The sequence below is a fragment of the Ruegeria atlantica genome (assembly GCF_013032505.1).
GTDB classification, from domain to species: Bacteria; Pseudomonadota; Alphaproteobacteria; order Rhodobacterales; family Rhodobacteraceae; genus Ruegeria; species Ruegeria atlantica_F.
The window spans coordinates 412,763-434,989 of record NZ_WQCG01000003.1; the positions used below are offsets into that span (position 1 = coordinate 412,763).

At 57.8% G+C, this 22,227-nt stretch carries 24 protein-coding genes; 10 read left to right on the forward strand and 14 right to left on the reverse strand.

What is annotated here, in order from left to right:
- Positions 1-28: 28 nt before the first annotated feature.
- Positions 29-2,404, reverse strand: a complete 2,376-nt coding sequence (locus GOW92_RS13680) for a mechanosensitive ion channel domain-containing protein (RefSeq protein WP_170561149.1) — start codon at positions 2,402-2,404, stop codon at positions 29-31.
- A 117-nt stretch (positions 2,405-2,521) separates the two neighbouring features.
- Here GOW92_RS13680 and GOW92_RS13685 point away from each other — a divergent pair, with 117 nt between their 5' ends.
- Genes GOW92_RS13685 through GOW92_RS13720 form a run of 8 tightly spaced genes read left to right on the forward strand, consistent with a single transcriptional unit; the run spans position 2,522 to position 9,258 of the window.
- Positions 2,522-2,764 (forward strand): hypothetical protein, encoded by a 243-nt coding sequence (locus GOW92_RS13685; RefSeq protein ID WP_170561150.1) that lies wholly within the window; start codon positions 2,522-2,524, stop codon positions 2,762-2,764.
- Positions 2,761-3,975, forward strand: coding sequence for a glycosyltransferase family protein (locus tag GOW92_RS13690; RefSeq protein ID WP_170561151.1), 1,215 nt, complete (start codon positions 2,761-2,763; stop codon positions 3,973-3,975). Before GOW92_RS13685 ends, GOW92_RS13690 begins: the two co-directional genes overlap by 4 nt.
- Complete coding sequence (locus GOW92_RS13695) at positions 3,972-5,219, forward strand: glycosyltransferase family 4 protein (RefSeq protein WP_170561152.1); 1,248 nt, start codon at positions 3,972-3,974, stop codon at positions 5,217-5,219. Before GOW92_RS13690 ends, GOW92_RS13695 begins: the two co-directional genes overlap by 4 nt.
- Positions 5,219-6,295 (forward strand): glycosyltransferase family 4 protein, encoded by a 1,077-nt coding sequence (locus GOW92_RS13700; RefSeq protein WP_170561153.1) that lies wholly within the window; start codon positions 5,219-5,221, stop codon positions 6,293-6,295. Before GOW92_RS13695 ends, GOW92_RS13700 begins: the two co-directional genes overlap by 1 nt.
- The gene (locus GOW92_RS13705) at positions 6,292-6,876 is read left to right on the forward strand and encodes a histidine phosphatase family protein (protein ID WP_170561154.1); all 585 of its coding nucleotides are present in this window, start codon (positions 6,292-6,294) and stop codon (positions 6,874-6,876) included. The genes GOW92_RS13700 and GOW92_RS13705 overlap by 4 nt, the downstream gene beginning before the upstream one ends.
- Positions 6,873-8,015 (forward strand): glycosyltransferase family protein, encoded by a 1,143-nt coding sequence (locus GOW92_RS13710; protein WP_170561155.1) that lies wholly within the window; start codon positions 6,873-6,875, stop codon positions 8,013-8,015. The genes GOW92_RS13705 and GOW92_RS13710 overlap by 4 nt, the downstream gene beginning before the upstream one ends.
- A complete protein-coding gene (locus GOW92_RS13715; RefSeq protein WP_170561156.1) occupies positions 8,012-8,767 on the forward strand; it encodes a polysaccharide deacetylase family protein in 756 nt (251 codons plus the stop codon). Before GOW92_RS13710 ends, GOW92_RS13715 begins: the two co-directional genes overlap by 4 nt.
- Before the next feature lie 14 nt (positions 8,768-8,781).
- The gene (locus tag GOW92_RS13720) at positions 8,782-9,258 is read left to right on the forward strand and encodes a class I SAM-dependent methyltransferase (RefSeq protein WP_170561157.1); all 477 of its coding nucleotides are present in this window, start codon (positions 8,782-8,784) and stop codon (positions 9,256-9,258) included.
- Here GOW92_RS13720 and GOW92_RS13725 read toward each other — a convergent pair whose 3' ends face one another.
- Positions 9,259-10,398, reverse strand: coding sequence for an alpha-D-ribose 1-methylphosphonate 5-triphosphate diphosphatase (locus GOW92_RS13725; protein WP_170561158.1), 1,140 nt, complete (start codon positions 10,396-10,398; stop codon positions 9,259-9,261). It lies immediately after the preceding gene.
- Between the two features lie 52 nt (positions 10,399-10,450).
- Between GOW92_RS13725 and GOW92_RS13730 the strand changes: the two genes are divergently transcribed.
- Complete coding sequence (locus GOW92_RS13730) at positions 10,451-11,134, forward strand: DUF1045 domain-containing protein (RefSeq protein WP_170561159.1); 684 nt, start codon at positions 10,451-10,453, stop codon at positions 11,132-11,134.
- On the opposite strand, the gene phnN is transcribed toward GOW92_RS13730, so the two are convergent.
- From phnN to phnG, 7 genes are all read right to left on the reverse strand, one after another.
- On the reverse strand, positions 11,116-11,664 hold the full coding sequence (gene phnN / locus GOW92_RS13735; protein WP_170561160.1) for a phosphonate metabolism protein/1,5-bisphosphokinase (PRPP-forming) PhnN: 549 nt from the start codon (positions 11,662-11,664) through the stop codon (positions 11,116-11,118). The two genes, GOW92_RS13730 and phnN, sit on opposite strands and share 19 nt — an antisense overlap.
- The gene (gene phnL / locus GOW92_RS13740; RefSeq protein ID WP_170561161.1) at positions 11,661-12,344 is read right to left on the reverse strand and encodes a phosphonate C-P lyase system protein PhnL; all 684 of its coding nucleotides are present in this window, start codon (positions 12,342-12,344) and stop codon (positions 11,661-11,663) included. Before phnL ends, phnN begins: the two co-directional genes overlap by 4 nt.
- An 11-nt stretch (positions 12,345-12,355) precedes the next feature.
- Entirely contained in the window at positions 12,356-13,126 is a 771-nt protein-coding gene (phnK, locus tag GOW92_RS13745) for a phosphonate C-P lyase system protein PhnK (RefSeq protein WP_170561162.1), read from the reverse strand.
- On the reverse strand, positions 13,123-13,983 hold the full coding sequence (locus GOW92_RS13750) for an alpha-D-ribose 1-methylphosphonate 5-phosphate C-P-lyase PhnJ (RefSeq protein ID WP_170561163.1): 861 nt from the start codon (positions 13,981-13,983) through the stop codon (positions 13,123-13,125). The genes phnK and GOW92_RS13750 overlap by 4 nt, the downstream gene beginning before the upstream one ends.
- Positions 13,984-14,280: 297 nt before the next feature.
- On the reverse strand, positions 14,281-15,372 hold the full coding sequence (locus GOW92_RS13755; RefSeq protein ID WP_170561164.1) for a carbon-phosphorus lyase complex subunit PhnI: 1,092 nt from the start codon (positions 15,370-15,372) through the stop codon (positions 14,281-14,283).
- Between the two features lie 3 nt (positions 15,373-15,375).
- On the reverse strand, positions 15,376-15,951 hold the full coding sequence (phnH, locus tag GOW92_RS13760) for a phosphonate C-P lyase system protein PhnH (protein ID WP_170561165.1): 576 nt from the start codon (positions 15,949-15,951) through the stop codon (positions 15,376-15,378).
- Positions 15,951-16,409: a phosphonate C-P lyase system protein PhnG gene (gene phnG / locus GOW92_RS13765; RefSeq protein WP_170561166.1), complete on the reverse strand. Its 459-nt coding sequence runs from the start codon at positions 16,407-16,409 to the stop codon at positions 15,951-15,953. The genes phnH and phnG overlap by 1 nt, the downstream gene beginning before the upstream one ends.
- A 103-nt stretch (positions 16,410-16,512) precedes the next feature.
- Here phnG and phnF point away from each other — a divergent pair, with 103 nt between their 5' ends.
- Positions 16,513-17,223: a phosphonate metabolism transcriptional regulator PhnF gene (gene phnF, locus GOW92_RS13770; protein WP_170561167.1), complete on the forward strand. Its 711-nt coding sequence runs from the start codon at positions 16,513-16,515 to the stop codon at positions 17,221-17,223.
- Between the two features lie 98 nt (positions 17,224-17,321).
- Here phnF and GOW92_RS13775 read toward each other — a convergent pair whose 3' ends face one another.
- The 5 genes from GOW92_RS13775 to phnC form a co-directional block, all read right to left on the reverse strand.
- On the reverse strand, positions 17,322-17,942 hold the full coding sequence (locus GOW92_RS13775; RefSeq protein ID WP_170561168.1) for a chloramphenicol acetyltransferase: 621 nt from the start codon (positions 17,940-17,942) through the stop codon (positions 17,322-17,324).
- A gap of 23 nt (positions 17,943-17,965) precedes the next feature.
- Positions 17,966-19,333, reverse strand: a complete 1,368-nt coding sequence (gene phnE, locus GOW92_RS13780) for a phosphonate ABC transporter, permease protein PhnE (protein ID WP_170561169.1) — start codon at positions 19,331-19,333, stop codon at positions 17,966-17,968.
- On the reverse strand, positions 19,330-20,211 hold the full coding sequence (gene phnE / locus GOW92_RS13785) for a phosphonate ABC transporter, permease protein PhnE (protein WP_170561170.1): 882 nt from the start codon (positions 20,209-20,211) through the stop codon (positions 19,330-19,332). Before phnE (GOW92_RS13785) ends, phnE (GOW92_RS13780) begins: the two co-directional genes overlap by 4 nt.
- Positions 20,212-20,278: 67 nt before the next feature.
- Positions 20,279-21,181 carry a phosphonate ABC transporter substrate-binding protein gene (gene phnD / locus GOW92_RS13790; protein WP_170561171.1) on the reverse strand — a complete coding sequence of 301 codons (903 nt, stop codon included), beginning with the start codon at positions 21,179-21,181 and terminating at the stop codon, positions 20,279-20,281.
- 64 nt (positions 21,182-21,245) lie between these two features.
- The gene (phnC, locus tag GOW92_RS13795; RefSeq protein ID WP_170561172.1) at positions 21,246-22,067 is read right to left on the reverse strand and encodes a phosphonate ABC transporter ATP-binding protein; all 822 of its coding nucleotides are present in this window, start codon (positions 22,065-22,067) and stop codon (positions 21,246-21,248) included.
- Positions 22,068-22,227 lie beyond the last annotated feature (160 nt).

Genomic DNA, 22,227 nt, shown 5'->3' on the forward strand with positions numbered 1-22,227 from the left:
GCGTCACCCAAAGGGGCGGGAGAGGCACTCAGCGATCATCTCCACCCGGGCCGATATCGTCCAAATAGTCCTCGTCAATCGCAGCCTGCACCGCACCAGTAACTGCTTCTCTCTGTTTCGGCGTCAGATCTTCCGGCTCCTTGCCCTCTGCCAACCGTACCGTGACTTCACGGTGCGCAAACTTGATGCCTTCGCGGGCAAACAATTCCCGGATGTCCTGATAGACCTTCTTGCGTACCAGCCATTGATCGCCCGGTTTGGTCATGAACTTGACCCGAATGATCATCGCAGAGTCCTGCATTTCAATCACGCCTTGCGACTTCAGTGGTTGGATAAAGTTGTCGCCGATCACCGGATCGCTCAGCAACTGCTGGCCCAGTTTCTTGATCAGCTTACGCACCTTCTCAACGTCCGTGTCATAGGTCACCCGCAGCGGCAGCTTCATGATAACCCAATCGCGGGAGTAGTTTGTCAGGACCTTGATCTCGCCAAAGGGAATGGTGTTCAGCGCGCCCAGATGGTGACGCAGTTGGAACGACCGGACCGAGATCTTTTCTACCGTTCCCTTAACGTCGCCGATGTCGATGTATTCCCCCTTGCGGAACGCGTCATCCATCAGGAAGAACGCCCCCGAAAAGATATCGCGGACCAGTGTCTGTGACCCAAAGCCTACCGCCAGACCGACAACACCGGCACCCGCGAACAACGGACTGACATTGATACCCAATTCCATCAGGGCAATCAGGGCGATGGTCACGACAACTACGGCCAATATGGCGCCGCGAAACAAGGGCAACAGCGTTGCAAGTCGGCTCTGCCCACCTTCTCCGCCTTCATCGCCCAGCTCGGCTTCACCGCCGCCATCGTCAATTTCCTGCGCGATTTTCGAATCGATCCAGATGCGGAAGAAATGGAACAGGATGTACCCCATGAAGAGGATCACCATCACGTCCAATGCCCGTTCGATCGGTAGGTCCTCGCTCCAGCTGGCATCCGGATTCCAGATGACCACCAGTGCATACAGACCAACAACAAAGGCGAGAATACCTGCGACCCGTCGCGCCAGATCTTCGTAGGTCAGAATCGAGTGCTTGCGCATTTCCGCCTGCGGCGTCTCGATTACTTCAACCTCAGGATCCGCCTCGTCGGCATCCACGTTCAATTCTTCCAGTTGGCGGTTCCGATTGAAATACCGCTCTAGAAGGTAGTTCATGGCCCCATAAGCAACCACAACCGACATGAAGATCGCATAGCTGCTGGCCACGATCGGGATTGAGTTTTGGATTTCAAGCACGAGGTCGACAGCCAGTTTGATCCAGCTGAACACCATGTAGAGGATCAGAACCGGCGCCCACGCGAACGAGATCAAGCGCAGAATCCACGACACCTGATCCGGGGTCCGTCCACCACGAATTGCGTTTGAAATGGCACGCGCGTTGAACAGGATCATCAGGACATTGCCGATCGCGCCAAGCATCGTCAGGCTGCCATAGACCATGGCGTAGACGTTGTAGTTCAGTCCGAAATCCGCCACCCACGTCGCAAAAAGTACCACCGTAATGTCGTATGTCGCCAGTGCCGAAGCCCAGATGTACAAACGTTTGGCATCACGATCCGAGAAAGGCGGCAGACGATATTGGCTCAGATACGGGGAAAGAACCATACGCCACAGGTCAGACACCGTGCGCGACAGGAAGAAGGCGGTGAAAATAGCTGTTACCGTGAACTGGATCGAAATATCTTCGGCCTCGCCAAAAAACACGAATCCGACAATCAGCGCCATCAGCATGGCAAAAATCGTGGCTCCTATCCCCATCAGGAAACGGAACACCAAAAACGGCATTTTCTCTCGATAGCCTTGCGGATCTTCTTTTGATCGCGCGACTACAATTCGTTTTGCGATACGCTTGCCGTATATTTCAATCGACAACCATCGCCCGATCAAAAGGAAAAGAACGTTCCAGAACAGGACCTCGACATAGGTCTGTATGCGACCATCCGGGCTGGTCTGACGCAGGATGTATTGCACCTCGAAAATCGAATAGGGCAGCGCCTGAAGCCTTGAGTTCATAGATTCGCGAAACTTCGAAAACCGCTCCTGCGCTTTCATAAGCTGCGAACCGTCAGCCATCGGGTCCGCCGCGGCAGCCTCAGAAGAGACATCGTTTTGTGCGCCGGAGGACACGATCTGACCGGCGCTGTCGATGACAATCACACTGGCCCCGGCTTCGGTCGCGGATCGTATCGCCGTAGCCAGGTCACTGTCGTCGGTTGTTTCCGAACTGCTGCCCCCAGCCGAGGGATACCCCGGTATGAGCGAGGTTTGCGCGTCCGCTCCGGTGACCAGTGTCAAAGTAAGGGACCAAATTAAAAGCGTTAATCCGGTCAGCAATGTGCGTGTCATCGGGTGTATTTCCAATTTATCTGTCGCAACACAGGTTATCGAAGCCCAGTGGCGGGTTCAAATAGTCAACCCCCGGGTTCTCAAGATCGTGTCAAGTCGTGTTCCCGGAACCATGCTATGAACAGAAGTGTTTGCAACCTGGAAAAAACTGAATATGACCGACCAGGTGCTGTCATCATGACGGATGAGCGGGAAAATGATGCAGAACAAGGCGCGGGTGCGAAACTGACGGCTAAAATCGACACAGGCCGGGAACAACTGGTGCGATCAGTGATTTTGCATGCGGCTGAAAAAAATATATACGATACGGGTGCAAGCGCGCGGAGTTGCACCAGAACACTAAATTGGGCAAAGGCATGAGCCTAGTAAGAAAAAACGAAACAACCGGCCGTACGCCGCGCATCCTGTTTTACAGCCACGATACGTTCGGGTTGGGTCACCTGCGCCGGTCCCGTGCATTGGCAAGCGCTATCACTCAGGCAGACCCATTTGCATCAGCCCTGATACTGACCGGATCCCCGGTAGCAGGACGTTTCACCTTTCCGCGCCGTGTTGATCACGTGCGGTTACCTGGTGTGACGAAGCGCGCTGATGGTTCTTATGCGTCCCAAACGATCGGCATGGGTATCGAGGAAGTGACCGAGTTGCGTGCGGGGCTGATCCAGACAGCGGTGCAGCAGTTCGATCCCGACGTTCTGATCGTCGACAAGGAACCAACCGGTTTCCGCAGCGAGCTGTTGCCCACTCTTGAAAACCTGCAGCGGACCCGCCGCACCAAATTGGTCCTTGGCCTTCGCGATGTTCTGGACGAACCCGAAGTGCTGGCCGCCGAGTGGGAACGGAAAGAGGCCATTGCGGCGACCGAGAAGTTTTACGACGAAATCTGGGTGTACGGGTTGCGCTCGATCTATGATCCGACCGAAGGCTTGCCGCTTAGCCCGGCTGCGCAGTCGCGCATCCACTGGACCGGCTATCTGCGCCGCGACCTTGGCCCGATTGGTGATCCGCCCGAACAGCCATACATCCTGATTACGCCGGGTGGCGGTGGCGACGGCAAAGCCATGGTGAACCAGGTTTTGTCGGCCTATGAAAAAGACCCCAGCCTGTCGCCGCGCGCTGTACTTGTCTATGGCCCCTTCCTGTCGGGAGAATTGCGCGAAGAGTTCGAGACTCGTGTTGCCGCGCTGAACGGCCGGGTCACGGCCGTTGGCTTTGAATCGCAGATCGAAACGCTGTTTGCGGGGGCTGCAGGTGTCGTTTGCATGGGTGGATACAACACGTTCTGCGAGGTTCTGTCGTTCGACAAACGTGCGGTCATCGTTCCCCGCACCACGCCGCGGTTGGAGCAATGGATCCGCGCCTCTCGTGCCGAAGGCCTGGGGCTTGTCAGAATGCTGGACGAAAACCGCGATGGGTTGACGGCGGACGCGATGATTGAGGCTATTCGCAATCTGCCGCATCAACCATTGCCTTCTCAGGCAATCCGCGAAGGTCTGCTGGACGGTCTGGACTATGTCACAAGCCGCGTAGATGCGCTGCTTGGTGGGGAACGGGAACGAGCCACCGGATGACTTCAGAAAAACCCAAGCTTGCGGTGCTGGTCAAAGGATGGCCGCGCCTTTCCGAGACGTTCATCGCGCAGGAACTTGTCGCGCTTCAGGATGCTGGCCACCGTTTTGACATCTGGTCCCTGCGCCACCCCACCGACATCAAACGCCACCCGTTGCATGACCGGTTCAAAGGGCAGGTCCACTACCTACCGGAATATCTTTACGAAGAACCAGATCGCGTCTGGGCCGCTCGCCATGCTGCGCAAACTTTGCCCGGCTATGACGAGGCATACAGGGTATGGCGTTCTGACCTACGTCGCGACCCGACGCATAACCGCATCCGGCGTTTTGGGCAGGCCTGCGTTCTGGCCGCCGAATTGCCCGATGACACGCAGGTGATGTACGCGCATTTCATGCACACTCCGTCATCGGTCGCGCGCTACGCTGCAATCATGCGCGGCCTGCCTTGGAGTTTTTCGGCACACGCCAAAGACATCTGGACCTCGCCGGACTGGGAAAAGGCCGAGAAATTACAGGCCAGCACTCATGGAGCGGCCTTCGGCGCAACCTGCACAGCGATTGGGGCCGCCCATTTGCGCAGTCTTGCCGATGACCCCGCACGGATCGACCTGATATATCACGGCCTGGACTTGAACCGTTTCCCCAGCCCACCAGCCCGTACGGCTCGGGCACCGGATGGGCCGTTCCAAATGCTGTCGGTCGGTCGTCTGGTTGAGAAGAAGGGCTTTGACCGCCTGATTGATGCCTTTTCTCTTCTGCCCAATTCGCTGGACTGGCACTGGACCCACATAGGCGGCGGTGCACTGGGGGACGACCTGCGCAAAAGGGCTGAGACCGCTGGTATCGCAGACCGGATCACCTGGAAAGGGGCCTGTGATCAGCCCGAAGTGATCGAGGCCATGCGCGCATCTGATCTGTTTGTTCTGCCCAGCCGGATTGCTGAGGACGGTGACCGCGACGGACTGCCAAATGTCCTGATGGAGGCTGCATCTCAGCTATTGCCGATTCTGTCGACGCCGGTCTCTGCAATTCCGGAATTCATAGAAACCGGAACACATGGTGTTTTGTCAGACGACAACCCAACGGCACTTGCTGGTGCAATCACCGAGTTGGCCGCGCAACCGGAACGCACAGCGTCAATGGCTGCGGCTGCCTATTCCCGTCTGATTGATGAATTCCGCATGGATCCCGGCATTGCCCTATTGTCCCAACGGCTCAGCGCGTTGGGCGCGGACAAAGACTGATGGCCCGCGTCGCCTTTTTCTCACCGATGAAATCGCCGAATAGCCCGGTGCCGTCAGGAGACAGAGAAATGGCGCGTAACCTTATCGGAGCGATCGGGGCGCAGGGCGACAAGGTCGATCTGGTCTCGGACTTGCGTATTTATGACAAAACCGGCGACGCAGAAGTTCAGCAGCGACTGCGTTTCCAAGCCGATGTTGAGGCTCGGCGACTGATCGCTGACATGCCCGCAGACACGAGTCTGTGGGTGACCTATCACAATTATTACAAAGCCCCTGATCTGTTGGGACCCAAAGTGTGTGCCGCCCGGGACATACCTTATGTGCAATTGGAAAGTACCCGTGCGACAAGCCGTCTAAACGGCCCGTGGTCCGATTTTGCGAAGGCTGCACATGACGCCTGCGACGCGGCGGACGTCATTTTTTACCACACGGCCAACGACCTGATCACGCTGGAGCGTGAAAAATGCGGCGATCAACGCCTGATCGAGTTACCGCCCTTTTTGCCGGTCACATCGCTGCCGTCTGCGTCCTCGTGTGACGGGTCAATGTTGACGGTAGGAATGATGCGGCATGGCGACAAGATGGCTTCGTATCAACTGCTGGCGCAGGCACTGTCGCATCTGACCGGGGATTGGGTTTTGGACATTGCAGGAGACGGACCCGCGCGCGCAGAGATCGAAGATCTTATGGCACCATTTGGATCGAAGGTCCGGTTTCTGGGGCAGTTGGATCGCGACGCTCTTCAAGAGTCTTATGCGACCGCATCGGTCTTGGTTTGGCCCGGCGTCAATGAAGCATATGGCATGATCTACCTTGAGGCGCAGGCAAGTGGAGTTCCCGTTGTTGCGCAGAACAGGCCCGGCGTTCGCGATGTTCTGGCACCGGCTGACTATCCCGCGGTTGATGCCGGATCCGACGGGCTTGCCGCCAGACTACAGACGCTGCTTGCCGACCTTGCCCTGCGCCGTTCACTTGGCGCAAGTGCCCAAGAGTATATTTCCAACCGCCACCTTATGCCCGCAGCAACCGAACGGTTCTGGCAGGCTGCCCGGGCTTTGATCGGAGGCAATGCATGAGCCGACTTTCCCTACTGCGCCACGGCCACACTCATTGGAACCGCGCTGGACGTATTCAGGGTCGCAGTGACATTCCCCTTGATGATGACGCGCGCGCTGAACTGGCCGGCTACGAACTACCCGAGCCGTGGAACACGGCCGCGCTCTGGTCCAGCCCGCTGCATCGCGCCAGCGAAACCGCCGCGTTGGTCGCGGGGCGAGATCCGCAGGTCTCAGAAGCTCTGACCGAGATGAACTGGGGCGATTGGGAAGGCCAGCGCGGCGTTGATCTGATCGCGGACCCCGAAAGCGGATATCGCCATATCGAGGACTGGGGCTGGGACTTTCGCCCACCGAACGGCGAAAGCCCGGCAGATGTCCGGGCGCGGTTGCAACCTTGGCTGGACGGGCTGAAGGGTGACACTCTCGCCGTGTGCCACATCGGGATTATGCGTGTCATTCTAGCCCAGGCCTGGGGGTGGAACTTTGACGGCGACGCCCCATTCAAGATCAAGCGAAACCGCCTTTATGTCATTGATATGGATAGTTTTCAGCCGCAGTCTGAACCCGTTCGCCTGCTCCGACAGGATGCCCATTCATGAAGGTCATGATCGTTGTCACACACCTGCTGGGCACCGGACATCTGAGCCGCGCTTTGACACTGGGGCGGGCCTTTGTCGCGGATGGTCACGAGACTTTTGTGGTCTCTGGTGGAATGCCCGCTCCGCAGCTGGACACCACCGGGATGACCCTGCTGGGTCTGCCGCCCTTACGTTCGGACGGCACTGATTTCACCCGCCTTTTGACACAGGCTGGCCTGGTTGCGGATGAGGAGTATTTTGAGGCACGCAAGACTGCTCTGGTCGAGGCCATTCGCAGCTTTGCGCCGGACGTTTTGATCACTGAGCTTTATCCGTTTGGCCGCCGTTCTCTGACAAGTGAGTTTTCGGCCGCGCTGGAGACAGCCCGCGACATGCGCCCGCGTCCTGTAATTCTTGGTTCGATCCGGGACATTCTTGCGCCACCCTCCAAACCTGCGAAGGCCGAGCGAGCCGAAGAGATCATCGCGGAATACTACGACGGAATCCTTGTTCATTCGGACCAGAGCGTTGTGCCACTGAACGCTAGCTGGCCCGTATCCGAGAACCTGGAACGTCGCCTGTTCTATACCGGTTTCGTGGCTCCATCAGCGCCGCTGCCCCACCAAGAGGCCATCGGTAAGGACGAAGTTCTGGTCAGCGCCGGTGGCGGTTCGGTGGGACAGCCCATCTTTCATGCGGCCATCGAGGCGGCCCGAAAGATGCCCAACAGGCGCTGGCGCTTGTTGGTCGGCGGGCAGGACGCGAAGGCACGCATTGAAGAGATGGAAAAAACCGTAAGGGATGCCCCTGTCCTTCTGGAACCGGTGCGCCCCGACTTTCGCCAAATGTTGCCCCAGGCGGCGGCGTCAGTCAGCATGTGCGGTTACAATACAGCGTTGGATATTCTCCAATCAGGAACCCCAGCCGTTTTCATCCCTTTCGATGATGGCAATGAGGTTGAACAACGTCTGCGCGCGCGCACCCTTGCGGATCTGCCCGCGATAGATGTCATCGCAAGCAAAGATTTAAACGGTGATCTGTTGGCAGAGACCGTCAATCGTGTGATTTCGTCGAACCCTCGCGCGGTCTCAGATCAGGGGTTCAATGGGGCCGCACAATCTGTGCAGATTACCAAAACACTGTTGGAGCGTCGTGGATGAGTCTTGATTGGCGTAATCTGACGGTTGAGTTGGAAATCTGGCAGCAGAAGGGGCTGACCCTGCCTCTTTGGTGGCGTGACGATGATGCCATTTCTACAACGCCCCAGCTTGATCGGTTGTCTACGATGTCTGACCAACTTGGGGTGCCCGTTCATCTGGCCATTATCCCACGCGACGTCAAAGACGTCTTGGTCGAATATGTAGATGCCCATTCAAACATTATCCCGGTCGTGCACGGATGGGCTCATTTGAACCACGCACCGCCGGATGAAAAGAAATCCGAGTTTCGCCTGCATCGGGACATGGCCGAAATCACTCAAGATATCCGTTCCGGAATGGCGCGCATGCGGGCGCTGTTCGGGGATCGGCTTTGCCCTATGTTCGTGCCGCCCTGGAACCGCATCGCACCAGAGGTCGTGCAGGAGTTGCCTGCAGCAGGATACCGCATCTTGTCGACCGCTACGCCGCGGTCGAACACGCAGGCGGCCCCCGGGATGATCCAGGTTAACACGCATCTGGACCCAATCGACTGGCGCGGATCACGCGGACTGGCTGACGTCGAGACATTGATCACCAAAACGACGCAGCTGCTGCAAGACCGCCGTGAGGGCGGCGCAGACAACGCCGAGCCCTTTGGTGTCTTGACCCACCATCTGGTTCATGATGAGGACATCTGGGCCTTTACCCATGACCTACTGAACCGGCTGTTGGATGGGCCGGGTTTTGTCTGGTCTGCCGCCAATACCGACTGAATAAGGAGATCTGAATGAGCCGACTGGATTCCATGCTGCGCCGCCTGACCGCACAGCGTGATGGTTTGAATTGGGCGGTCGATCAGATCTCGGATATGGCAGGCGACGTGCTGGACATGGGCTTGGGAAACGGGCGCACATATGACCACCTGCGGGAAATTCTTCCGGATCGTAGGATTTGGGTTATGGACCGCGTGCTGCAATGTCATCCTTCCAGCACCCCTCCGGCAGAGGATTTTCTGCAGGGTGAAGCCGAGCCGATGTTGAAGAATCTCGCGCAAGGTGGACCAAAAATTGCGCTGGCCCACTATGACTTCGGGCGCGGCGTCAAGGAAGAGGACGTCGCCGAAGCTGCGCGCCTGAGCCCTTTGATCGCACAGGTGATGCTGCCCGGAGGTCTGTTGATCTCGGGCCAGCCGCTTGTTGGCCTTGAACAGATCAGCGGGCCAGACACCATCGCACCGGACCGCTACTTGTTCTACAGGGCCTGATCAGGCGACGCGGCGCCCGCGCGACCAAACGCCATCCAAAGCTGGGATGCCTTCGCGCATTCGGAACCGGATGATGTCCGCGCGCGCGCCTGCCCGCAGCGCACCACGATCATCAAGTCCAACGACATCCGCCGGTGTTTTTGTGACGGTTCTCAAACCGCGGGCAAAATCGCCCCACACTTCACCCAGTCGCGCAGCGGACAGCAACAATGCGGAGGGCACATAGTCCGAGGACAGGATGTCCAGATAGCCGAGCGCAGCCAGTTCGTGCGCTGCGACATTGCCGGAATGTGACCCGCCGCGTATCACGTTCGGCGCCCCCATCATTACCTTGATGCCGTGGTCCTGACAGGACTGCGCGGCCTCGACCGTAGTCGGAAATTCGGCAAGCGTAATCCCGTGACCGGCCGATATGCGCACTTGTTCGTCTGTTGTGTCATCATGGCTGGCCAGCATCGCACCAAAGCGTTTGGCGGCTTTTACCGTCTCTACCTCATGCTGATCGCCATAGCGGTCGCGCATCGCCTTAAGGTCGGCCACATGTTGCATGAAACCATCGCCCTCCAGGCCCAACTTACCTTTCAGATACGCTTGCAACTTAGACATATCGCGGAACTGGCGCTGTCCCGGCGTGTGATCCATGAGTGAGACCAAACCTACGCGGTCCTCAGGCCCGAATTCGGCCAATTCCTCGGTCAGGGTTTCCGAACAGATTTCGGCGCGTAGATGCAGAAAGTGGCTGATCTTCAGCGCGTCCTGTTCCCGCAGTTGCCACAGCTCACGCGACAGACCGCGCGCGTATTTGGCATAGCGCTGCCCAGACAGAATCGAACCGATGCGCATTGCATCGAACACGGTGGTGATCCCGGTACTGGCAAGCTCGGCATCATGGGCCAGAATGGCGGCGGCATGGGGCCAGTCAACCTTTGGGCGCGGCTGGATGTGGCGCTCAAGGTTGTCGGTGTGAAGTTCGACCAGGCCCGGACAGACGTAGTCGCCTTGGCAATCCGTGGCACCAACGGGAACAGTTGCGCCGGTCGCGACCTCAGCAATTGTGTCCTCTACGATCCGAATGCTGCCTGTAACCGTCTCATCGGGAAGAACAAGCGTGGCATTGGCAAGTATCATTTCTTCTGTCATCTGAACTTCACAAGGTTTGGGATATTGGGAAGGCCACGCATAGGAGGCCAATGTGACATTCACGCGATACGCGATCTATTTTGCGCCACCGGCTCAGGCCGAATGGACGAGGTTTGCAACCCGATGGCTGGGCTGGGACATGGAAACTGGCTCCAAGATCGCCCACCCCGTAGTTGCGGGTGTGGATGTTGCAGCTGCAACCGAAGTCCCGCGAAAATATGGCCTTCACGCAACCATGAAGCCGCCATTTCGCCTGAACAAGGGGCAGTCTCAGGTCGATTTGCAGGAAGCCTGCGAACAGTTGGCCGAAACGCGACCGCCCGTCAGGCTGGACGGGTTTGAAATCGCCAGGCTTGGACGGTTTCTTGCCCTGCGGCCCTTGGGCGAAACCACTGCTCTGAACGCTCTGGCTGCGGCTTGCGTCCGCGAACTGGATAGTTTTCGCGCCCCCGCATCCGCAGCGGAACTGAACCGCAGACGCGCCTCGGGATTGACCCCGGAACAGGACGCCAACTTGCTGCGTTGGGGCTATCCTTACGTGATGGACACCTTCCGCTTTCACATCACCCTCAGCGGAAAACTGGATAAACCAACGCTGAAAGCGGTTCAGGCGGCGTTGGAGGACCATTTGGTCCCCCTGTTGCCCACTCCGTTTGATATCCGGGATTTGGCGCTTATGCGCGAGGCCGAGGATGGTAAGTTTCATCTGATCCATCGCTACGCCCTTTCTGGTTGAAGCCCGACAAGGATCTTGGTGATCGCGACCTCTAGCGGTCCGGAATTGTCAACTTCGATCACACGGTTCAGCCCGTCCGGCAAGGCAATACCAGCCCTCTCTAGGCGACGGGCCTGATCACTGGCGCTTTCCCGCCCGCGCACGGAAAGACGCTGTGCAAGCACCTTGGGATCCGCCGTCAGCGAGACCACGATCAGGTCGCCAAAAACGTCTTGTGCGCTCAATAGAACTGAACGGGACAGATTGACCAAAAGCGCATCGGCCGATTGTCGTTGCTTTGCGATTTCAATCGGGATTCCGTAGTGCAGCCCATGCGCCTTCCAGTGCAATGCAAAGGTCCCGTCCTGCACCATCTTTTCGAAGATTTCGACCGACACCCGGTCGAAATCTTCGCCTTCTTCGCCCTTGGGGCGGGTAATCACCCGGCGAACCCGCTGGATACCCGGCTTCCGCGCGACCAGCGCGTCCATCACGCTATCTTTGCCCACTCCTGACGGGCCTACAACGGCTATGACAGGTGCAAGGGTCATGCGACCATTCCTGGCGTGAACTCGGATACATCGATCTCGCAATCACAGACTCGGTTGCGCGCTTCGATATCGTGAAAGATGCCAACAATCGCAGCACCGCGTGCTTTGGCCTCTTCGATCAAAGACAGGACCGTTTCACGATTTTGCGCATCCAGAGAGGCGGTCGGTTCATCCAGCAGCATTGCCGGGTAGTCATGCGCAAATCCACGCGCAATGTTCACCCGCTGCTGCTCGCCACCCGAAAAGGTGGTTGGGCTCAGGCTCCATAGTCTTTCGGGAATGTTCAAGCGCGCCAGCAAATCCGCCGCCTTGTCCAGCGCCGCCTGCCTGGCACATCCGACAGCCAACAGCGGCTCAGCCACCACCTCCAGTGTCGGCACTCTGGGAACAACACGCAGGAACTGACTGACATAGCCAAGCGTCTCACGCCGCAGAGCCAGAATTTCACGTGGTTCGGCCCTTGCAACATCCAGACCACCGACAAGAACCTGGCCTGATGCGGCCAGATAATTTCCATAGATCACCCGCATCAGCGTCGATTTGCCGGCGCCCGACGCCCCGGTCAGAGCAACGCACTCACCGGGGGCGACTTTGAGCGAGGCACCCTCCATCACCGGAATTACCGCACTGCCCTGATTATGCAGGGTGAAGCTTTTGCTCACGTCCTTGAGTTCAATCATCTTCCTCGCCCTCACACCTGCAGAACGCTGGACACCAGCAGTTGCGTGTAAGCATGCTGCGGGTCGTCCAGTACCTGATCTGTCAACCCTGCCTCAACAACGCGTCCGTCCTTCATCACCATCAAACGGTCTGCCAACAGGCGAACAACCGCCAGATCATGGGTTACAATAACAGCGCTCAGCCCCATCTCACGTACCAGCCCGCGCAGCAAATCCAGCAGACGCGCCTGAACCGACACATCCAGTCCGCCCGTTGGTTCATCCATAAACACAAGGCGTGGCCCGGTGACCAGATTGCGGGCGATCTGCAATCGCTGCTGCATCCCGCCAGAAAAGACCGAAGGCCGGTCATCAACACGAGTCTCGTCAATCTCGACCCGTCCCAACCAATCGATCGCTCGATCGCGGATGGTGCCATAGTGACGATCACCCACTGCCATCAAGCGCTCACCGATATTTCCGCCAGCGCTGACCGACATGCGCAAGCCATCGCGCGCATGCTGGTGCACAAAAGCCCAGTCCGTTCGACTTAACATCCGGCGTTCCGGTTCGGACATGGTGACCGTATCCGCCGGGCCGTCGGCGCGGGTGTCAAAAATCACCTGCCCAGCGTCAGGTTCCAAATGACCGGCCAAGCAATTCAACAACGTCGACTTGCCAGAACCGCTTTCGCCCACGATCCCCATCACCTCACCGGGGTAGAGATCAAAACTCACGTCCGAGCAACCGATCCGCGCACCATAGTGCTTTTCGATGCCTTTGACCTGCAACAGGGGGGTCATGCCGCATTCTCCTCGGCCAGTCGGCCTTTGTGGCCCGCTTTTCGGCGTGACCGGCAAAAATCAGTGTCGGAACAGACAAACATGCGGTTGCCAGCATCATCCATGATCACTTCGTCCAGATAGCTGTCATCGCTGCCGCACAAGTCGCATGGATGAGCGGCCTTGGTTGCCTCGAAAGGATAGTCCTCGAAATCCAGGCTGACGACCTTGGTGTGCGGGGGAACTGCGTAAATTCGTTGTTCGCGACCTGCGCCAAATAGTTGGATCGCGTCCATCTCAAGCTTTGGATTGTCGAATTTCGGGATCGGCGACGGGTCCATCACATAGCGGTCAGACACTTTCACCGGATAGGCATATGCGGTCGAGATCGCCCCGTGTTGGCTGATGTCTTCATACAGTTTCACATGCATCAGCCCGTATTCTTCAAGACTGTGCATCTTGCGCGTTTCCGTTTCGCGCGGTTCCAAAAAGCGCAAAGGTTCCGGAATTGGCACCTGATACACGATAATCTGATCCTCGCGTAGCTTCGCTTCGGGGATACGATGGCGGGTCTGGATAATGGTGGCCTTCTCGGTTTCCTCAGTCGTTTCCACGCCTGCTGTGTTCTCAAAGAACTTGCGGATCGACACGGCGTTGGTGGTGTCATCTGCACCTTGGTCGATCACTTTTAACGTGTCCTCTGGCATCAATGTCGCGGCTGAAACCTGCACTCCACCGGTGCCCCAACCATAGGGCATCGGCATTTCACGACTGGCAAAAGGGACCTGATATCCGGGCACTGCCAGTCCTTTTAATATGGCGCGGCGGATCATTCGCTTGGTTTGTTCGTCCAAATATGCGAAGTTATACTCATTCATTTTGATGTATCACTTTGTTTTTGGTGTTTTTGTGGACGTATTTTTGTTGGGCGCGCTGTTGTTAGCGCTGTTGCTGTATCTTTTCTTTCACTCGCGTCATGCGAAGCGTCGTCGCCGTGCGCAAAAGCGGGACCCGAAGGGCGAGTGGGAATCTGTTGGCGCGCGAAGGGACTCGCCGCCCGGTAGAAACCTGCGACGCCAATAAGGCGGGATGGTAAATTCCCCAGCTTAGCTGGCCGCCCCGTATATGCGGGCGCTATCCAGTTCATAGATGCCCCCTTTCCCTTGGCTCGACTTTCATTCCGCAGCCTCTTTCGGCTTTATCCGTTCTTCGGCTTCGCGTCGTAGTTTGCGAACCAGTTCCAGCTCGGACTGGAAATCCACGTAGTGCGGCAGCTTGATATGCTCGAGGAAACCCGTCGCCTGAATGTTGTCCGCGTGGCTGAGCACGAATTCCTCGTCCTGCGCGGGTGCGCCCAGATTGTCTTCGCCCAACTCTTCCCAACGCAGGGCGCGATCCACCAAAGCCATCGCGATGGATTTCCGTTCAGACTGACCAAACACCAAACCATAGCCACGGGTGAATTGCGGGGGTTCCGTCTTGGAACCTTTGAACTGGTTCACCGTCTCGCATTCGGTCAATTCGATTTCGCCGATGTCGATGGCGAAACCCAGTTCCGGGATGTCCATCTCAACTGCGAGCTTTCCGATCCGCAACTCACCGACGAAAGCGTGATTGCGGGCGTAGCCGCGTTGGGTGGAATAGGCCATGCCCAGCACAAACCCCTCATCCCCGCGGGTTAGGGATTGCAGACGCAGGGGGCGGTTCGACGGAAACTCCATCGGTTCGCGCGTCAGATCACCAGGGGTGGCGTCACTGGCGGGTTCATCCTGAATAATGTCCTCACCCTTCAGGAACTCCGTGATATGTGGCGTCGCCTCGGTTCGGGGTTGCAATGTGGGTGCGACCGGAACCTCACCTTCTGCGGCCAATTTGAAGTCCAGCAAGCGGTGCGTGTAATCAAAGGTTGGCCCCAGCACCTGCCCACCCGGCGCATCCTTGAACGTGGCCGAGATCCGTCGATCACACGCCATTTCATCCGTCTTGACGGGGTTCGAATAACCAAGTCGCGGCAACGTCGTTCGGTATGCCCGTATCAGAAAGATCGCTTCGATCAGATCGCCACGCGCTTGTTTAATGGCCAAAGCCGCCAGATCGGGGTCGTACAAAGACCCCTCGGCCATCACCCGGTTGACTGCCAGACTCAGCTGCTCGCGGATTTGCGCGATGCTCAACTCGGCAATGTCGGGTGCGCCGCGACGTTCTTCCGCCAACCAGGCATGCGCGTTTTCGATGGCCTTCTCGCCACCCTTGACTGCGACATACATTGCTTAGGTCTCCATGCTGATCCGGGTACTGCGCGGAAGGGCTGCAACCCGGTTCCCGCAGGTGAAAAAGAAGTCGCACCCAAGCGGGTACAAAGCCGCATTGGCCTGCAACGCCGGAATATCCGGCAAGAAAAGCTGAGCCGTTCCCTTGATCCCCGGACCGCTTAGCTCGGCACCGGCCTGTTGCAACTCGTCACATTCTACAATCAATGTGGCCGACCGATCCGGGTATTCAGCGGTGCCGATACGGTAAGTGCCCAATGACCCCAGCTCGGCCCAGCGCCCGACGGCGAAATCTGCATCGGCCGCCTGCGCAAGGGGCGCGCCGGTGTGAAAGGTCAGCCACTCGCGCACTGCATCGGTATTGATCGCGCCAGCCAAGTGCACCTTTGTCTCGGGATCACACAGAGTCAGCAACAGCGTTCCCGCTGCAGTAGACAAGGGGTTTGGAGGGCGACTGCCGTTTAGTTCACGGATTTCGCCGGGCCGGGCCATTACGGTCATGGCGGCGCGGAATGCATGCGCGGCCTGGACCGGTGCGTTCTGAAAACCGCCAGAATAGTGGGGTTGCGCCGTCATCAATCTTCTCCCCTCACCATGGTGAAAAACTCAACTTTTGTCGCCGCAGCCTTGGAAGCCCGACCCGTTTTGTCAGCCTCCATCTGCTCTTTGAGCGGCGCGATCACCTGATCATGAACCGTACCCGCTGCGGGGGTCTGCATCAGAGCATCTATCAAGGCGGCCACTTCGGCCTTCGGTTTAGACCGGCCCTGCACGTACCCATGTCCAACTGTTCCATCCTGCAACATCAGTGAACAGCGTGTGACGGTCATTTCACCAAGATTGAACCGATCGCCCGTGCCTCCAGCGCGCCCGCGCACCATGACCCCGCCGATTTCGGGGCTTCGCAGCCACTCAAAGCTCGGGTGGGTTTCGTACCTGTCCCAGAGTGTCATCAACGCACTTTCTGGCGCACGCGCCAACAGACCCATCCAGTCCTGCCGTTCCGCGTTCAATATTTTTGTCTGATCTGCCATCAAAGCCTCTTGGCCGGGTTGTCTATCTAAACTATACAACTAGACAAATATTACAGCTCACCGCTGCAGCTGGCAATCCGCAACCTTGTGAAGTTTTGATGACATGAGAAAAACACCCGTCTGGAAAGGTATCGCGCTGCACCTGACATCGGACATTGCGGAAGGTCGATACAACACCGGCGACCGCCTGCCGACCGAAGCGCAGTTGGCAGCAAAACACGGGGTCAACCGCCATACGGTGAGACGCGCGCTGTCAGATTTGGCGGACCAAGGTCTGGTGCATGCCCGCCGCGGCGCCGGCGTTTTCGTGGCTGCCCGCCCGACCGATTATGCCATCGGCAAACGCGTCCGATACCACAAAAGCATCTCGGCCAGTGGCAAGATCCCCGGAAAAAAGATCCTGACACTGACGACGCGTGCCGCAGATGAAACTGAAGCGGAGGCATTGGAAATAGCGGTAGGCGATCAGGTACACGTATATGACGGGCTGTCACTGGCCGACGGGCAACCAATCGGACTATTTCAAAGCGTTTTTCCCGCTGATCGCCTGCCTGGCATTCTTGAAGCTCTTTCGGAAACGGAATCTGTGACAAAGGCTTTGAAGCAATGCGGGATCGAGGACTACACCCGAATCTCGACGCGCTTGACGGCGCGCGCGGCGACGGCAACGCAAGCCCTGCACCTTCGAGTGACCGAGGGTGCGCCGGTTCTGTTTTCCGTTGGCGTCAACGCAGATCCGAATGGTCTGCCCGTTGAATTTGGCCGCACAGTCTTTGCCGGCGACCGGGTGACTCTGACCCTGAACGAGGACTAGACGGCAGATGCCCTCACGCCTGTATTCAAGACGGAGGTTTCATCCCGTTGGGCGTAGCTGATCCGGACGCGTGTACGGGAGAATTATCGTCGATTTGCTCAGGCAGTTTCGTATTTCTCCAGAAATGCTTCGGCACTCAGGACGCGGAAATCCGGCAGGGCCGCGCGCAGCCGGGAGTTATCCCAATCCCACCAGGCCAATTCCATCATGCGATTTGCAACGCCTTGCGAATACCGGCCCCGGATCAGCTCAGCCGTGACACCACCAACGATCGTATAGGGCGCAACATCCTTGGTGACCACCGCACCTGAAGCGATAATGGCCCCATGGCCGACGGTCACTTCGGGTTTGATGATCGCAGCATGGCCAATCCAGGTATCATGGCCGATCCGGGTGATGCGGCTGGCGCGATGTCCAAACCACTCCGCGTCATCTTCCGCATCATCCCAATAGTCCGCCGAGCGGTACAGAAAGTGATGCAATGACGCCTTCTCCATCGGATGATCCGTCGCGCCGATCCGCGTGAAGCTTGCGATGTTTGCGAATTTTCCGATTTCGGCATTCGCGATGTCACAGGTCCGGTCGCAATAGGAGTAATCACCAAAAACCGAATTCGCCACACGCGTCCCAGCGCCGATCTCGACAAACTCGCCAAAAGAGCTTGCAGTGATATTGCAATCAGGGTGGATAAACGGCTGGTCGGAACTCAGTCGTGGCATGGTTTTGGTGTCCTTCGTTTGGGTCACGGCAGCAGGAATGGCTTTGCCTTGGCGTTCTTGGCTCTGCGTTTCTTGCCAGTCTCACCCTGGATAAGCCGCCGGCGCAGCCAACCCGAGAACCAGTCCATGAGCATCACCATCAGAATGATTAGGACGATGTAGTAAGCAACCTCTTCCCAGTCCTTCTGGGTGATGATTGCCTGAGTCAGCAAAAGCCCAATGCCGCCGCCCGTGATCGCGCCGATCACGGTAGCACTGCGGGTGTTGGATTCGAGGAAATACAACAACTGGCTCAGAAGCACCGGCGTCACCTGCGGGATAACGCCAAAACGATACCGCTGCGGCGCATTGGCCCCTGTGGACTGAACGCCCTCAATCTGTTTTTGGTCCACATTTTCCAGCGCTTCCGAGAAGATTTTGCCGAAGGTTCCGGTATCGGTCACCAGAATGGCCAGCGCGCCGGTGAGTGGACCAGGTCCAAATGCACGCGCCAACACAACCGTCCAGATCAGCGCGTCCACACCGCGAACAAAGTCAAACACACGGCGCGTCAGGAACCGGAGGGACTTAAGTGGGTTGAAATTGCGCGTTGCCAGAAAGGCCAGCGGCAGTGCGACCATGCCGGCGCCGAATGTGCCCAGGAGGGCCATCAGGATTGTCTCGAAGATGGCCCAGGCCACGTCCTGATGCCGCCACATCTTGTTGGTCCAGAAATCATTCAGGATTGCCCCGCCTTCGCCCTTTGCGGCGAGGCCCGCCAGTTCCCAGAGGGATTTGCCGTAATAAGGGCTGTCGAGCGTGAACCAGAACAGCTCCCACCCGTTGAAGTAACGGAACACCTCTGACCGGTTCCGCGTCACGGTCAAGCGCCCGGCATCCGTGGTGATCGCCATCCTGTTCTTGGAGACGTTGATCCAGTCCGGCACCTCGCCTGCGGGCAATTCGGCCTGAACTCCGGCCGACCGGGTTGGGGTGGCGCGGACGGTGCCATAGCAGGGGATATCGTATTCAACAGTCTCGGGGCCAAAGCGCACAATGTGGCCGTTTTCCAGATCGATCACCGTGGTATCGCCCAGCGAGACCCACTCCGGGGCCTCACCTTCGGGGTATGCGCCTTTGCGCTCACCCTCGATGGCAGCCGAGACTTCGCCAGTGCGGTTGTCACGCGTGACATGGGTTTTATAGCTATAGCTGTCGGCCACCAGCGTCTTGCCGTTTTCCCAGTTTGCCCGTTCGGCCAATCCCGGAACGTCGAAGGCAAAGAAGACATAGGCAAGGTAGGCAAGCACCAACGCGGGCAGTCCAAAGTTCGTCAGCCGTTTACGGATGAACAAACGGTCGGCCTCGGTCTTGAGCTCATAAATTGTCAGATTGGTGGCGAAGGTGCTCATGCCCGCGCTCCTTTTTCAGATCCGTGAGTCAGACGGTCACGCAGGATACCCGAGATCTGATCGACCACGACAATGGTGACAAACAGTAGCAGAAAGATCGCGGCAGCTTCGTCATAGCGCCCCTGCCCCCAGGACATCGAATTGCGCAATTCGTATCCAAGTCCGCCAGCGCCAACAAAACCCAGAATGGCCGAAGCGCGAATGTTTATCTCGAACCGCAGCAGCGCATAGCTGACATAGTTCGGGCCGACCTGTGGGATCACGCCCAGGTACATCCGCTGGGACCAGCTCGCGCCAACCGAATACAGGCCTTCGACCGGTTTCAGCGAAGCGTTTTCGTTCACTTCAGAAAACAGTTTTCCAAGTGCCCCGGCTGTGTGAATGGCAATCGCGATCATCGCCGGAACCGGGCCACCACCCAGCACGAAGATCAGGACCAGCGCGATTACGATCTCAGGTACAGCACGGCAGATATCGGCTATGCGACGGAACAGTGGGATTAACGAAGGCCACAAGGCCATGCCGCGCGTGGACATTAACGCCAGAAACGTTCCGCCGATTGCGCCGATCAGCGTTGAGGCTGCGGCGATGTTGAGCGTTTCAACCAAAGCTGGGAAGAACTTCACAAGGTTTTCCGGCATCGCGCCGATCTTTTCCCACGCCTCCGATAAAACCTCGGCCGGGTAGTCGAAGATGCGGTGCCAGCCGTCAACAAAATTGCCGGCATTGCGGGCATCGGCTGTTCGGAAACCAGCGGCCATCAGGGCCACAAAAACGATCAGAAGGATACCACCATAGACCCGCTTGCGCCGTGTCATCTCGGAATAGTCGGCCCGGATCCGGTCGACGCTGGGGGACCCCGCGGTCAGGTCTGTCATGGAATGCTCCTGAGTGGGTAAAAGGGGCCCGGTTTACCACCGGACCCCGATCATTGGAGATGCAGGCTTAGTTGGACTTCAACTTGCGTGCTTCGATGATGATTTCGTAAGCGTCGTGGGTGATCGGCATTAGCCCTTTGGATTCACCGCCCAGAACGTTGTACATGCAGTCGGGATCAATCGAATTCATCGAGGCCAGCATACCGGTCATCTTGATTTTGACATCTTCCGGCAGTTCAGTGCGCAGCACGAACGGGCCTTCAGGGATCGGAGCGGATTTCCAGATCTCGACCAGATCGTTCATGTCGACCAGACCGGCATCCACGGCACGGCGCAGCGCGCCGGACTGATAACCGTCTTCCCAGTCTCCCAGACCGTCGGCCCATGTCACACCACCATCAACGTCACCGTTGTTTACTGCCACGATGGTCTGCTCATGGCCGCCGGTGAATTTTACTTCGCCAAAATAGTCACCCGAAGTCATGGTTGCGCCGGTGGCCTGTGGAATTTCGATCGACGGGATCAGGAAGCCCGAGGTCGAGTTAGGATCGCCGAAGCCGAAGGTCTTGTCCTTCATGTCTTCCAACGAGGCAATACCACTGTCCTTGCGGGCAAACCCGATCGAATAATAACCGTAGCTGCCATCGGTGTTGACCTTGACCAGAACAGGCTCAACCGCTTCAGGATCGCTCAGGTAGGTTTTGGCGTAACCGGATGCACCCAGCCAGGCCATGTCGATGGTGCCACCCAGCAGCCCCTGAATTACGCCGTTGTAATCCGCGGGCGCGAACAGCTTGGTCTCGACACCCAGCAGGTCTTCAGTCTGCTGACGCAGGCATTCCTGCTTGCTCAGACGGTCCTGGGCGTTCTCGCCACCCAGAATGCCGATGCGGAACTCGCTGATTTCCTGAGCCATTGCAGGCGCGGCCATTGCAGTAGTGGCCACCAGGGCAGCAATAAGTTTTTTCATCTGTCTCTCTCCGGTTTGATGTGCCGGCCTTTCATCGGCCGGTCGATGAAAAGGGTGGTGGGGCTTAGATGGTGGCTTCGGCTTCCATCAGGGCCTTTTGGGTCGCGTCGAGCGTTTCGATCTCGGTCGAGGTCGCCTCTTCCGAGAAGCTGGCATCGGCACCATAGATTTCGCGGGCCACGCCAGTTGTCAGTTGCTCGGGCAGGCCATCAAAGACAATTCGGCCGTCGCGCATACCAACGACGCGGTCGCAATAGCGGCGCGCTGTGTCCAGTGTGTGCAGGTTGGCGATGACGGTACGGCCGTCTTCTTCATGGATACTACGCAGTGCCTGCATAACGACTTGTGCGTTCATTGGATCCAGCGAGGCGATGGGCTCGTCCGCCAGAATGATGCTGGGGTTCTGCATCAGCGCTCGCGCAATGGCGACGCGTTGTTGCTGGCCGCCCGATAGTGCCTCGGCGCGTTTGGGCGCATGCTCGGCGATGCCAAGGCGATCCAGAATATCGATGGCGCGATGGATGTCTTCCATCGGGAACAGGTTGAACATGGTCGCCAACGTCGAGTGGCGGTTCAGCGTTCCGTGCAGTACATTCGATACCACATCCATGCGCGGCACGAGGTTGAATTGCTGAAAGATCATCGCGCAATCGGCTTGCCATGCGCGTTTGTCACGGCCCTTCAGCTTGGTGACATCGCGGCCTTCGAACAGGATTTCACCGTCGCTTGCATCGGTCAGGCGATTGATCATCCGCAACAGGGTCGACTTGCCCGCGCCGGACCGCCCGATGATGCCAATCATGCAAGGCTTGTCTACATCCAGCGTGGCTGCATCTACGGCTACGTTTTCGCCGAAGCGCTTGGTCAGTTTTTCTATCCGCAGCACGTGCCACCCCCAATTCGTGTTGGCGGTCAGCTACAGACCGGATTCAACGGCTTTGTGTCGGCGGCATGAAAGTTTTGTAAATAGCCTTGCATCGACAGGCCTACCCATCGCCACGTATCGCAGCTATATGCGGTGCCAACACGTTACTCACATGAGGCCA